8 protein-coding genes and 3 rRNA genes are annotated in these 13,213 nt (G+C 54.7%); 9 read left to right on the forward strand and 2 right to left on the reverse strand.

The genetic code is table 11. The annotated features are described in order from the left end of the window. The first annotated feature begins 10 nt into the window (after positions 1–10). The 5 genes from hemE to L3069_RS01350 all read left to right on the forward strand — a co-directional run bounded on the left by hemE (position 11) and on the right by L3069_RS01350 (position 3,551). The gene (gene hemE, locus L3069_RS01330) at positions 11–1,075 is read left to right on the forward strand and encodes a uroporphyrinogen decarboxylase (protein WP_023299076.1); all 1,065 of its coding nucleotides are present in this window, start codon (positions 11–13) and stop codon (positions 1,073–1,075) included. Between the two features lie 9 nt (positions 1,076–1,084). Then, the gene (gene nfi, locus L3069_RS01335) at positions 1,085–1,756 is read left to right on the forward strand and encodes a deoxyribonuclease V (RefSeq protein ID WP_003862312.1); all 672 of its coding nucleotides are present in this window, start codon (positions 1,085–1,087) and stop codon (positions 1,754–1,756) included. A gap of 41 nt (positions 1,757–1,797) precedes the next feature. Then, complete coding sequence (locus L3069_RS01340) at positions 1,798–2,388, forward strand: YjaG family protein (RefSeq protein WP_022646712.1); 591 nt, start codon at positions 1,798–1,800, stop codon at positions 2,386–2,388. Between the two features lie 186 nt (positions 2,389–2,574). Next, a complete protein-coding gene (hupA, locus tag L3069_RS01345) occupies positions 2,575–2,847 on the forward strand; it encodes a nucleoid-associated protein HU-alpha (RefSeq protein WP_002445246.1) in 273 nt (90 codons plus the stop codon). An 11-nt stretch (positions 2,848–2,858) separates the two neighbouring features. Beyond that, positions 2,859–3,551 carry a DUF1481 domain-containing protein gene (locus tag L3069_RS01350; RefSeq protein WP_022646713.1) on the forward strand — a complete coding sequence of 231 codons (693 nt, stop codon included), beginning with the start codon at positions 2,859–2,861 and terminating at the stop codon, positions 3,549–3,551. 55 nt (positions 3,552–3,606) lie between these two features. On the opposite strand, the gene purD is transcribed toward L3069_RS01350, so the two are convergent. Together purD and purH are read right to left on the reverse strand one after the other, a co-directional pair. Then, a complete protein-coding gene (purD, locus tag L3069_RS01355) occupies positions 3,607–4,893 on the reverse strand; it encodes a phosphoribosylamine--glycine ligase (RefSeq protein ID WP_038415061.1) in 1,287 nt (428 codons plus the stop codon). 15 nt (positions 4,894–4,908) lie between these two features. Continuing rightward, positions 4,909–6,498 carry a bifunctional phosphoribosylaminoimidazolecarboxamide formyltransferase/IMP cyclohydrolase gene (gene purH / locus L3069_RS01360; protein WP_022646715.1) on the reverse strand — a complete coding sequence of 530 codons (1,590 nt, stop codon included), beginning with the start codon at positions 6,496–6,498 and terminating at the stop codon, positions 4,909–4,911. A gap of 558 nt (positions 6,499–7,056) precedes the next feature. Between purH and L3069_RS01365 the strand changes: the two genes are divergently transcribed. From L3069_RS01365 to metA, 4 genes are all read left to right on the forward strand, one after another. Continuing rightward, positions 7,057–8,598 (forward strand): 16S ribosomal RNA (locus L3069_RS01365). A gap of 199 nt (positions 8,599–8,797) precedes the next feature. Next, a 23S ribosomal RNA gene (locus L3069_RS01370) occupies positions 8,798–11,703 on the forward strand. 71 nt (positions 11,704–11,774) lie between these two features. Further along, positions 11,775–11,890: ribosomal RNA gene (gene rrf, locus L3069_RS01375) — 5S ribosomal RNA — on the forward strand. Together the 16S, 23S and 5S rRNA genes form the textbook arrangement of a ribosomal RNA operon. A 218-nt stretch (positions 11,891–12,108) precedes the next feature. Then, positions 12,109–13,038, forward strand: a complete 930-nt coding sequence (metA, locus tag L3069_RS01380) for a homoserine O-succinyltransferase (protein ID WP_022646716.1) — start codon at positions 12,109–12,111, stop codon at positions 13,036–13,038. The last annotated feature ends 175 nt before the right edge of the window (positions 13,039–13,213 follow it).

Below are 13,213 nucleotides of genomic sequence, written 5' to 3' on the forward strand. Positions count from 1 at the left end.
GAACTGCAAAATGACCGAACTGAAGAACGATCGTTATCTGCGTGCGCTGCTGCGCCAGCCCGTTGATGTCACCCCGGTGTGGATGATGCGCCAGGCGGGACGCTATCTGCCTGAGTACAAAGCCACGCGTGCGCAGGCGGGCGATTTTATGTCGCTGTGCAAAAACGCCGAACTGGCCTGTGAGGTGACGCTCCAGCCGCTGCGCCGCTTCCCGCTCGATGCCGCCATTCTTTTTTCGGACATTCTTACCATTCCGGACGCGATGGGCCTTGGGCTCTATTTCGAAACCGGCGAGGGGCCGCGTTTTACCTCACCGATCAAAAGCAAAGCCGACGTTGATAAGCTGCCGATCCCCGATCCGGAAGGCGAGCTGGGCTATGTGATGAACGCCGTGCGCACCATCCGCCGCGAGCTCAAAGGCGACGTGCCGCTGATTGGCTTCTCCGGTAGTCCGTGGACGCTGGCAACCTACATGGTGGAAGGTGGCAGCAGCAAAGCCTTTACCGTCATCAAAAAGATGATGTACGCAGAGCCGCAGGCCCTGCATGCCCTGCTCGACAAGCTGGCGAAGAGCGTCACGCTCTATCTCAACGCGCAGATTAAAGCGGGCGCGCAGTCGGTGATGATTTTCGACACCTGGGGAGGCGTGCTGACCGGGCGTGATTATCAGCAGTTCTCCCTGTACTACATGCACAAAATTGTCGATGGTCTGCTGCGTGAAAACGAAGGCCGCCGCGTGCCGGTAACGCTGTTTACGAAAGGCGGCGGTCAGTGGCTGGAAGCGATGGCGGCCACCGGCTGTGATGCGCTGGGCCTCGACTGGACCACTGATATTGCCGATGCGCGTCGTCGCGTGGGGGATAAAGTGGCGCTCCAGGGCAACATGGACCCGTCCATGCTCTATGCACAGCCTGCCCGTATCGAAGAAGAAGTGTCGACTATACTGTCTGGTTTCGGCCAGGGCGAAGGCCACGTCTTCAACCTTGGTCACGGTATTCATCAGGATGTACCGCCAGAACACGCTGGCGTATTTGTGGAGGCGGTGCATCGGCTTTCTGCCCAGTATCACAAGTAAGGAGTGGTTATGGATCTCGCGTCGCTACGCGCTCAGCAAATCGAACTGGCTTCATCGGTGATCCGCGAGGATCGTCTGGATACGGACCCTCCGCGATACATTGGCGGGGCGGATGTCGGGTTTGAGCAAGGCGGTGAAGTAACGCGAGCGGCGATGGTGGTGCTGAAATACCCGTCGCTGGAGCTGGTGGAGTACAAGGTGGCGCGTATCGCCACCACCATGCCCTATATCCCCGGCTTTCTCTCCTTCCGCGAATATCCCGCGCTGCTGGCCGCGTGGGAGCAACTCTCGCAAAAACCCGATCTGCTGTTTGTGGATGGGCACGGCATCTCCCATCCGCGTCGCCTGGGCGTTGCCAGCCACTTTGGTCTGCTGGTAGACGTGCCGACCATCGGCGTGGCGAAAAAACGCCTGTGCGGCGCGTTTGAGCCGCTCTCTGCCGAACCGGGCGCGCTGGCGCCGCTTATCCATAAAGGCGAGCAGCTGGCGTGGGTCTGGCGCAGTAAAGCGCGCTGCAATCCGCTGTTTATCGCAACCGGGCATCGGGTCAGCATGGACAGCGCCCTGGCGTGGGTGCAACGCTGTATGAAGGGCTACCGCTTACCTGAGCCTACCCGCTGGGCTGACGCCGTTGCCTCTTCACGTCCGGCATTCATTCGTTGGCAGGAAATTCAGCCGTGATTCAGGTAAACTGCGGCTAATTTTCGATTCGAGACATCATCATGTTACAAAACCCGATTCATCTGCGCCTTGAGAAGCTGGAAAGCTGGCAGCACGTGACGTTTATGGCTTGCCTGTGCGAGCGCATGTACCCCAACTATGCCGCGTTCTGTAAGCAAACGGAGTTTGGCGAAGGCCAGATTTATCGACGTATCCTGGATTTGATCTGGGAGACGCTGACGGTCAAAGACGCAAAGGTAAACTTCGACTCTCAGCTTGAAAAGCTGGAAGAGGCAATTCCGGCGGCGGACGATTACGACCTGTATGGCGTCTACCCGGCTATCGATGCCTGTGTGGCGTTGAGCGAGCTGATCCACTCCCGTCTGAGCGGTGAAACCCTGGAGCACGCCATTGAAGTCAGTAAGGCATCCATCACCACCGTCGCGATGCTGGAAATGACCCAGGAAGGCCGTGAAATGACCGACGAAGAGCTACGTGCTAACCCGGCGGTTGAACAGGAATGGGATATTCAGTGGGAAATTTTCCGTCTGCTGGCGGAGTGTGAAGAACGTGATATTGAGCTGATCAAAGGGCTTCGCGCGGACCTGCGCGAGGCCGGCGAGAGCAATATTGGTATAATTTTTAACCAATGAGACAACAAAACGTGATTTAACGCCTGTTTTGTCACTCCTCGACTCTTCCCTTTCGCCCCCCGTCTGGTCTACATTTGGGGGGCGAAAAAAAGTGGCTATCGGTGCGTGTATGCAGGAGAGTGCTTTTTTGGCATTTTCGTCGCACTCGATGCTTAGCAAGCGATAAACACATTGAAAGGATAACTTATGAACAAGACTCAACTGATTGATGTAATTGCGGACAAGGCTGATCTGTCTAAAGTGCAGGCTAAAGCTGCTCTGGAATCTACCCTGGCTGCTATTACTGAGTCTCTGAAAGAAGGCGATGCTGTACAACTGGTTGGTTTCGGTACCTTCAAAGTGAACCACCGCGCTGAGCGTACTGGCCGCAACCCGCAGACCGGTAAAGAAATCAAAATCGCCGCAGCTAACGTGCCGGCATTTGTTTCTGGTAAAGCACTGAAAGACGCAGTTAAGTAAGACGCGTGGCAGTGAACAGTTTTAACGAAGGGGCGGCAACGCCCCTTTTGTCATTCTGGCGTGGACCGCTCGCGCTGGCAGGCGTACTGTTGCTGTCTGCCTGTAGTCATGATTCCTCACTCCCCCCGTTTACCGCCAGCGGCTACGCTGACAACCAGGGTGCGGTCAGGATCTGGCGCAAAGATTCCAGCGATGAAGTGCATATGCTTACCGCGTTCAGTCCGTGGCATAACGGCAATACCTCGACCGCAGAATACCGCTGGCAGGGCGATGCGCTGTCGCTCATTGAACTGAATATCTACAGTAAGACTCCCGAACACGTGAAGGTGCGTTTTGACGACCACGGCGAGCTGAGCTTTATGCAGCATGAGGTCAGTGGACTGAAACAGCAGCTTTCCAGCGATCAGGTCGCGCTCTACCGCTACCGTGCTGAACAACTTCGCCAGACCAGCGATGCGCTGCGTCAGGGCCGCGTGGTGCTGCGCCAGGGGCGCTGGCATGCCGACGGCACGGTGACCACCTGCGAAGGGCAGACAGTGAAGCCTGAGCTTGAATCCTGGGCAACCGAACACATTCAGCGTCGTCAGCGGCATTCATCTGTGGAGGTGAGTGTGGCATGGCTGGAAGCGCCGGAAGGCTCTCAGCTGTTGCTGGTGGCGAACGAAGATTTCTGCACCTGGCAGCCGACAGAAAAGAGTTTTTGATTTAAGTCCCCTCTCCCTTGAGGGAGAGGGTTAGGGTGAGGGTGTGAAATTACTCTCACTGCTCCCGCGCAATGGCACGATAGCCGATATCCTGGCGGCTGAAGCTGCCGTTCCAGTGAATATCCGCCATCAACGCATAGGCGCGCTTCTGCGCCTCTGCCACGGTATGACCCAGCGCGGTCGCACACAGCACGCGTCCACCATTAGTGAGCACGCGGTCATCGTCAGAGAGCTTTGTACCGGCGTGGAACACCTTCGCACCGTCAATCTCTTCCAGCGGCAGGCCGTGGATCTCATCCCCGGTGTTGTAGCTACCCGGATACCCACCCGCAGCAATCACCACACCTAAAGAGGCACGCTCGTCCCACTCGGAAGTTTTCTCATTCAGCTTGCCTTCGCACGCCGCCAGACACAGATCAACCAGATCGGACTTCATGCGCAGCATGATCGGCTGAGTTTCCGGATCGCCGAAGCGGCAGTTGAATTCAATCACCTTCGGGTTACCCTGCTTGTCGATCATCAGGCCTGCGTAGAGGAAACCGGTGTAGGTATTGCCTTCCGCCGCCATCCCTTTTACGGTTGGCCAGATGATGCGGTCCATGGTGCGCTGGTGTACTTCGTCAGTGACCACCGGAGCAGGGGAGTAAGCACCCATCCCGCCGGTGTTTGGACCCGTGTCGGCATTGCCTACGCGCTTGTGATCCTGGCTGGTGGCCATCGGCAGAACGTGCTCGCCGTCGACCATCACGATAAAGCTCGCCTCTTCGCCGTCGAGGAACTCTTCAATCACGATGCGATGACCCGCATCGCCAAAGGCGTTGCCGGCCAGCATATCGTGAACGGCGGCTTCGGCTTCTTCAAGGGTCATCGCCACGATAACGCCTTTCCCGGCAGCCAGACCGTCGGCTTTAATCACAATCGGCGCGCCTTTTTCACGCAGGTAAGCCAGAGCAGGCTCTACCTCGGTGAAGTTCTGATATTCCGCCGTCGGGATGTTATGACGCGCGAGGAAATCTTTGGTGAAGGCTTTTGAACCTTCCAGCTGTGCGGCACCTTCCGTTGGGCCGAAAATTTTCAGGCCCGCGGCGCGGAAGGCATCTACAACGCCGATCACCAGCGGCGCTTCCGGGCCCACAATCGTCAGATCGATATTCTCGTTCCGGGCAAAGCTCAGCAGCGCCGGGATATCGGTTACGCCGATGGCGACGTTCTGTAGCGCGGGCTCCAGTGCGGTACCGGCGTTACCCGGTGCCACAAAGACGGTTTCAACCTGCGGAGACTGCGCTGCTTTCCACGCCAGGGCGTGCTCGCGCCCGCCATTACCAATCACTAATACTTTCATTTTCTGCTCCGGAAATTAATGGCGGAAGTGGCGCATGTCGGTAAAGATCATTGCGATGCCATGTTCGTCGGCAGCGGCAATCACTTCGTCATCACGGATTGAACCGCCAGGCTGGATCACACAGGTGATGCCCACAGCAGCGGCCGCATCGATACCATCGCGGAAAGGGAAGAAGGCGTCAGAGGCCATGGCGGAACCTTTGACTTCCAGACCTTCGTCACCTGCTTTAATACCCGCGATTTTCGCAGAGTAAACGCGGCTCATCTGGCCTGCGCCTATCCCGATGGTCATGTTCTCTTTGGCGTAAACAATGGCGTTAGACTTCACGAACTTCGCCACTTTCCAGCAGAACAGCGCGTCGCGCAGCTCCTGTTCGGTCGGCTGACGTTTGGTCACCACGCGCAGGTCGGCTTCTGTCACCATACCCAAATCGCGATCCTGAACCAGCAGACCGCCGTTCACGCGCTTGAAGTCCAGGCCCGGCACGCGCTCTGCCCACTGGCCGCAAACCAGCACGCGCACGTTCTGTTTCGCCGCGGTGATTTTCAGCGCTTCTTCGGATGCGGATGGCGCGATGATCACTTCGACAAACTGACGGGAGATGATGGCCTGCGCGGTTTCCGCATCCAGCTCGCGGTTGAAGGCGATAATGCCGCCGAACGCGGAGGTCGGGTCGGTTTTGTAGGCGCGATCGTAGGCATCCATAATGGAGGTGCTTACTGCGACGCCGCATGGGTTGGCGTGCTTGACGATAACGCAGGCCGGCTCGCTGAACTCTTTCACGCATTCCAGCGCGGCGTCGGTATCGGCAATGTTGTTATAAGAGAGGGCTTTGCCCTGTACCTGCTGAGCAGTCGCAACAGAGGCTTCTTTCACCTCTTCTTCTATATAGAAGGCTGCCTGCTGGTGGCTGTTCTCGCCGTAGCGCATATCCTGCTTCTTAATGAAGTTCAGGTTCAGGGTGCGCGGGAAGCGACCAGATGGATCTTTGCTTTCACCGTGGTAGGCAGGAACCAGGCTACCGAAGTAGTTGGCGATCATACTGTCGTACGCGGCGGTGTGTTCGAAGGCTTTGATGGCGAGGTCGAAACGCGTATCAAGCGTCAGGGACCCTTCGTTGGCGTCCATCTCATTAATAATGGCGCTGTAGTCGCTGCTCTTCACTACGATGGCCACATCTTTATGGTTCTTGGCTGCGGAGCGCACCATGGTCGGGCCGCCGATATCAATGTTCTCTACGGCATCTTCCAGAGAACAGCCTTCGCGGGCGACGGTCTGGGCGAAGGGATAGAGGTTAACGACAACCATGTCGATGGGGGCAATATTGTGCTGCTCCATAATGCCGTCGTCCTGACCGCGACGACCCAGAATGCCGCCGTGCACTTTCGGGTGCAGGGTTTTGACGCGTCCATCCATCATTTCCGGGAAACCGGTGTAGTCGGACACTTCGGTTACCGGCAGACCTTTCTCTGCTAACAGGCGAGCGGTACCGCCTGTAGAAAGCAGCTCCACACCGCGTGCGGAAAGTGCCTGAGCGAATTCGATGATACCGGCTTTATCAGAAACACTGAGCAGAGCGCGGCGGACTGGACGACGTTGTTGCATGGTAAATCCCCTGGATTTCACGATTACAGAGAGCGTTAGATGAATTTTCCTGCGAAAAACTCATCTAACACACCTGACGAGGCCTCCTTGTTAAGCGCGAGCATTTTAACGAAAACGTTTGCGCAACGCTCGCATATTTTCACTTTTTCGAAGCGCTGTGGATAACTCTGTGCGTAAAAGGGTATAAGGCGGGGTTTTGCTGGGGAATGCAGCAGTCAGTCATTTTTCTGTCATTTAGCGGTTGCGGCCTGCGGAGAACTCCCTATAATGCGCCTCCATCGACACGGCGGATGTGAATCACTTCACAGACAACCCGGTCGGTTGAAGAGAAAAAATCCTGAAATAACGGGTTGACTCTGAAAGAGGAAAGCGTAATATACGCCACCTCGCGACAGAGCGCTGAAGCGCGTCGCAACTGCTCTTTAACAATTTATCAGACAATCTGTGTGGGCACTCAAAGTGACATGGATTCTTAACGTCCTCGGACGAAAAATGAATACCAAGTCTCTGAGTGAACACGTAATTCATTACGAAGTTTAATTCACGAGCATCAAACTTAAATTGAAGAGTTTGATCATGGCTCAGATTGAACGCTGGCGGCAGGCCTAACACATGCAAGTCGAACGGTAACAGGAAGCAGCTTGCTGCTTTGCTGACGAGTGGCGGACGGGTGAGTAATGTCTGGGAAACTGCCTGATGGAGGGGGATAACTACTGGAAACGGTAGCTAATACCGCATAACGTCGCAAGACCAAAGAGGGGGACCTTCGGGCCTCTTGCCATCGGATGTGCCCAGATGGGATTAGCTAGTAGGTGGGGTAACGGCTCACCTAGGCGACGATCCCTAGCTGGTCTGAGAGGATGACCAGCCACACTGGAACTGAGACACGGTCCAGACTCCTACGGGAGGCAGCAGTGGGGAATATTGCACAATGGGCGCAAGCCTGATGCAGCCATGCCGCGTGTATGAAGAAGGCCTTCGGGTTGTAAAGTACTTTCAGCGGGGAGGAAGGCGACAGGGTTAATAACCCTGTCGATTGACGTTACCCGCAGAAGAAGCACCGGCTAACTCCGTGCCAGCAGCCGCGGTAATACGGAGGGTGCAAGCGTTAATCGGAATTACTGGGCGTAAAGCGCACGCAGGCGGTCTGTCAAGTCGGATGTGAAATCCCCGGGCTCAACCTGGGAACTGCATTCGAAACTGGCAGGCTAGAGTCTTGTAGAGGGGGGTAGAATTCCAGGTGTAGCGGTGAAATGCGTAGAGATCTGGAGGAATACCGGTGGCGAAGGCGGCCCCCTGGACAAAGACTGACGCTCAGGTGCGAAAGCGTGGGGAGCAAACAGGATTAGATACCCTGGTAGTCCACGCCGTAAACGATGTCGACTTGGAGGTTGTGCCCTTGAGGCGTGGCTTCCGGAGCTAACGCGTTAAGTCGACCGCCTGGGGAGTACGGCCGCAAGGTTAAAACTCAAATGAATTGACGGGGGCCCGCACAAGCGGTGGAGCATGTGGTTTAATTCGATGCAACGCGAAGAACCTTACCTACTCTTGACATCCAGAGAACTTAGCAGAGATGCTTTGGTGCCTTCGGGAACTCTGAGACAGGTGCTGCATGGCTGTCGTCAGCTCGTGTTGTGAAATGTTGGGTTAAGTCCCGCAACGAGCGCAACCCTTATCCTTTGTTGCCAGCGGTCCGGCCGGGAACTCAAAGGAGACTGCCAGTGATAAACTGGAGGAAGGTGGGGATGACGTCAAGTCATCATGGCCCTTACGAGTAGGGCTACACACGTGCTACAATGGCGCATACAAAGAGAAGCGACCTCGCGAGAGCAAGCGGACCTCATAAAGTGCGTCGTAGTCCGGATTGGAGTCTGCAACTCGACTCCATGAAGTCGGAATCGCTAGTAATCGTGGATCAGAATGCCACGGTGAATACGTTCCCGGGCCTTGTACACACCGCCCGTCACACCATGGGAGTGGGTTGCAAAAGAAGTAGGTAGCTTAACCTTCGGGAGGGCGCTTACCACTTTGTGATTCATGACTGGGGTGAAGTCGTAACAAGGTAACCGTAGGGGAACCTGCGGTTGGATCACCTCCTTACCTTAAAGAACCTGCCTTTGTAGTGTCCACACAGATTGTCTGATGAATGATGAACTTCTGAATGTACTTTTGAGTGCATTAAGAAGTTTTGCTCTTTAAAAATCTGGATCAAGCTGAAAATTGAAACGACACACAGCTCATGTGTGTTCGAGTCTCTCAAATTTTCGCAATCATGAAGTGAAACATCTTCGGGTTGTGAGGTTAAGCGACTAAGCGTACACGGTGGATGCCCTGGCAGTCAGAGGCGATGAAGGACGTGCTAATCTGCGAAAAGCGCCGGCGAGGTGATATGAACCTTTGACCCGGCGATGTCCGAATGGGGAAACCCAGTGCAATCCGTTGCACTATCGTTAACTGAATACATAGGTTAACGAGGCGAACCGGGGGAACTGAAACATCTAAGTACCCCGAGGAAAAGAAATCAACCGAGATTCCCCCAGTAGCGGCGAGCGAACGGGGAGCAGCCCGGAGTCTGAATCAGCTTGTGTGTTAGTGGAACGGTCTGGAAAGTCCGACGGTACAGGGTGATAGTCCCGTACACGAAAGCACACTTGCTGTGAACTCGAAGAGTAGGGCGGGACACGTGGTATCCTGTCTGAATATGGGGGGACCATCCTCCAAGGCTAAATACTCCTGACTGACCGATAGTGAACCAGTACCGTGAGGGAAAGGCGAAAAGAACCCCGGCGAGGGGAGTGAAAAAGAACCTGAAACCGTGTACGTACAAGCAGTGGGAGCCTCTTTATGGGGTGACTGCGTACCTTTTGTATAATGGGTCAGCGACTTATATTCTGTAGCAAGGTTAACCGTATAGGGGAGCCGAAGGGAAACCGAGTCTTAACTGGGCGTTAAGTTGCAGGGTATAGACCCGAAACCCGGTGATCTAGCCATGGGCAGGTTGAAGGTTGGGTAACACTAACTGGAGGACCGAACCGACTAATGTTGAAAAATTAGCGGATGACCTGTGGCTGGGGGTGAAAGGCCAATCAAACCGGGAGATAGCTGGTTCTCCCCGAAAGCTATTTAGGTAGCGCCTCGTGAACTCATCTTCGGGGGTAGAGCACTGTTTCGGCTAGGGGGCCATCCCGGCTTACCAACCCGATGCAAACTACGAATACCGAAGAATGTTATCACGGGAGACACACGGCGGGTGCTAACGTCCGTCGTGAAGAGGGAAACAACCCAGACCGCCAGCTAAGGTCCCAAAGTCATGGTTAAGTGGGAAACGATGTGGGAAGGCACAGACAGCCAGGATGTTGGCTTAGAAGCAGCCATCATTTAAAGAAAGCGTAATAGCTCACTGGTCGAGTCGGCCTGCGCGGAAGATGTAACGGGGCTAAACCATGCACCGAAGCTGCGGCAGCGACGCTTAGGCGTTGTTGGGTAGGGGAGCGTTCTGTAAGCCGTTGAAGGTGTCCTGTGAGGGGTGCTGGAGGTATCAGAAGTGCGAATGCTGACATAAGTAACGATAAAGCGGGTGAAAAGCCCGCTCGCCGGAAGACCAAGGGTTCCTGTCCAACGTTAATCGGGGCAGGGTGAGTCGACCCCTAAGGCGAGGCCGAAAGGCGTAGTCGATGGGAAACAGGTTAATATTCCTGTACTTGGTGTTACTGCGAAGGGGGGACGGAGAAGGCTATGTCAGCCGGGCGACGGTTGTCCCGGTTTAAGCATGTAGGCGGAGGTTCCAGGTAAATCCGGTACCTTATTAACGCTGAGGTGTGATGACGAGGCACTACGGTGCTGAAGTGATAAATGCCCTGCTTCCAGGAAAAGCCTCTAAGCATCAGGTAACACGAAATCGTACCCCAAACCGACACAGGTGGTCAGGTAGAGAATACCAAGGCGCTTGAGAGAACTCGGGTGAAGGAACTAGGCAAAATGGTGCCGTAACTTCGGGAGAAGGCACGCTGATATGTAGGTGAAGCCCCTGCGGGCGGAGCTGAAATCAGTCGAAGATACCAGCTGGCTGCAACTGTTTATTAAAAACACAGCACTGTGCAAACACGAAAGTGGACGTATACGGTGTGACGCCTGCCCGGTGCCGGAAGGTTAATTGATGGGGTTAGCGGCAACGCGAAGCTCTTGATCGAAGCCCCGGTAAACGGCGGCCGTAACTATAACGGTCCTAAGGTAGCGAAATTCCTTGTCGGGTAAGTTCCGACCTGCACGAATGGCGTAATGATGGCCAGGCTGTCTCCACCCGAGACTCAGTGAAATTGAACTCGCTGTGAAGATGCAGTGTACCCGCGGCAAGACGGAAAGACCCCGTGAACCTTTACTATAGCTTGACACTGAACACTGGTCCTTGATGTGTAGGATAGGTGGGAGGCTTTGAAGCGTGGACGCCAGTCTGCGTGGAGCCAACCTTGAAATACCACCCTTTAATGGCTGGTGTTCTAACGTAGACCCGTAATCCGGGTTGCGGACAGTGTCTGGTGGGTAGTTTGACTGGGGCGGTCTCCTCCCAAAGAGTAACGGAGGAGCACGAAGGTTGGCTAATCCTGGTCGGACATCAGGAGGTTAGTGCAATGGCATAAGCCAGCTTGACTGCGAGCGTGACGGCGCGAGCAGGTGCGAAAGCAGGTCATAGTGATCCGGTGGTTCTGAATGGAAGGGCCATCGCTCAACGGATAAAAGGTACTCCGGGGATAACAGGCTGATACCGCCCAAGAGTTCATATCGACGGCGGTGTTTGGCACCTCGATGTCGGCTCATCACATCCTGGGGCTGAAGTAGGTCCCAAGGGTATGGCTGTTCGCCATTTAAAGTGGTACGCGAGCTGGGTTTAGAACGTCGTGAGACAGTTCGGTCCCTATCTGCCGTGGGCGCTGGAGAATTGAGGGGGGCTGCTCCTAGTACGAGAGGACCGGAGTGGACGCATCACTGGTGTTCGGGTTGTCATGCCAATGGCACTGCCCGGTAGCTAAATGCGGAAGAGATAAGTGCTGAAAGCATCTAAGCACGAAACTTGCCCCGAGATGAGTTCTCCCTGAGACCTTGAGTCTCCTGAAGGAACGTTGAAGACGACGACGTTGATAGGTCGGGTGTGTAAGCGCAGCGATGCGTTGAGCTAACCGATACTAATGAACCGTGAGGCTTAACCTTACAACGCCGAAGCTGTTTTGGCGAAGAGAGACAGACACGATTTTCAGCCTGATACAGATTAACAGAATTTGCCTGGCGGCTTTAGCGCGGTGGTCCCACCTGACCCCATGCCGAACTCAGAAGTGAAACGCCGTAGCGCCGATGGTAGTGTGGGGTCTCCCCATGTGAGAGTAGGGAACTGCCAGGCATCAAACAGAAAGAACCCCGTACCGGAAGGTGCGGGGTTTTTTGCTTTGTGCGTTCTGAAAAGTCGGGTGGTGGCCCCGCCTTACCCGCCCTACATGCTTTCCCTCCTTGAAACTTTCTCACCTTTCGCTTGCAGACTCGACATTAAGCCCGTTTCTGGGTATCGTTAGCTGTCTGGATGTCTAAACGTTTATACGTATGCTGTGAGGATTTAAGGTTATGCCGATTCGGGTGCAGGACGAGCTACCAGCCGTCAATTTCTTGCGTGAAGAGAATGTCTTCGTCATGACGGCTTCGCGTGCGACAGGTCAGGAAATTCGCCCGCTGAAGGTGCTTATTCTCAATCTGATGCCAAAAAAGATCGAAACGGAGAACCAGTTCCTGCGTTTGCTCTCCAACTCTCCGCTTCAGGTTGATATCCAGCTGCTGCGCATTGACGCCCGTGAGTCACGCAACACGCCTGCTGAGCATCTGAATAACTTCTACTGTAATTTTGAAGATATTCGCGATGAGAATTTCGATGGACTGATCGTCACCGGCGCACCGCTGGGTCTGGTGGAATTTAATGACGTTGCCTACTGGCCACAAATCAGGCAGGTGCTGGAGTGGGCAAAAGATCACGTCACGTCCACCTTATTTGTCTGTTGGGCGGTACAGGCCGCGCTGAATATCCTCTATGGCATTCCCAAGCAAACCCGCAGCGACAAACTTTCTGGCGTATACGAACACCACATTCTTCACCCGCATGCGCTGCTGACGCGTGGTTTCGATGACACTTTCCTGGCTCCGCATTCTCGCTACGCCGATTTTCCGGCACAGCTGATCCGCGATTACACCGACCTGGAAATCCTGGCCGAAACGGAAGACGGCGATGCCTACCTGTTCGCCAGTAAAGACAAACGCATCGCGTTCGTTACCGGCCATCCTGAGTACGATCCGCATACCCTCGCGTCAGAGTATTTTCGTGACGTTGAAGCGGGTCTGAATCCGGATGTCCCGTACAACTATTTCCCGAAAAACGATCCGCAAAACACGCCTCGGGCAACCTGGCGTAGTCACGGAAATCTGCTGTTCACTAACTGGCTCAACTATTACGTCTACCAGATTACGCCGTACGATCTGCGCCACATGAATCCGACGCTGGAGTAATCGTCTGCATTAAACGATCCTAAAGCGTTTCAGCTATTCACATCAGGCACCTTCGGGTGCCTTTTTTATTTCCGAAAACCAACTCAACATCGTGAAAAACTTTAATCCCATATTAATCATACAGTTGTGATTGGATATGAATTAAAATGGAAATTGTTTTTGATTTTGGAAAAAT

Source organism: Enterobacter cloacae complex sp. ECL411 (assembly GCF_021869665.1).
Taxonomy (GTDB): Bacteria; Pseudomonadota; Gammaproteobacteria; order Enterobacterales; family Enterobacteriaceae; genus Enterobacter; species Enterobacter intestinihominis.

What these genes read in the sequence shown, in the direction of transcription:
- L3069_RS01340 (WP_022646712.1), top strand. Translation starts at nt 1,798, where the DNA reads ATGTTACAAAACCCGATTCATCTGCGCCTTGAGAAGCTGGAAAGCTGG.
- purD (WP_038415061.1), bottom strand. Translation starts at nt 4,893, where the DNA reads ATGAAAGTATTAGTGATTGGTAATGGCGGGCGCGAGCACGCCCTGGCG.
- nfi (WP_003862312.1), top strand. Translation starts at nt 1,085, where the DNA reads ATGGATCTCGCGTCGCTACGCGCTCAGCAAATCGAACTGGCTTCATCG.
- purH (WP_022646715.1), bottom strand. Translation starts at nt 6,498, where the DNA reads ATGCAACAACGTCGTCCAGTCCGCCGCGCTCTGCTCAGTGTTTCTGAT.
- hemE (WP_023299076.1), top strand. Translation starts at nt 11, where the DNA reads ATGACCGAACTGAAGAACGATCGTTATCTGCGTGCGCTGCTGCGCCAG.
- hupA (WP_002445246.1), top strand. Translation starts at nt 2,575, where the DNA reads ATGAACAAGACTCAACTGATTGATGTAATTGCGGACAAGGCTGATCTG.
- metA (WP_022646716.1), top strand. Translation starts at nt 12,109, where the DNA reads ATGCCGATTCGGGTGCAGGACGAGCTACCAGCCGTCAATTTCTTGCGT.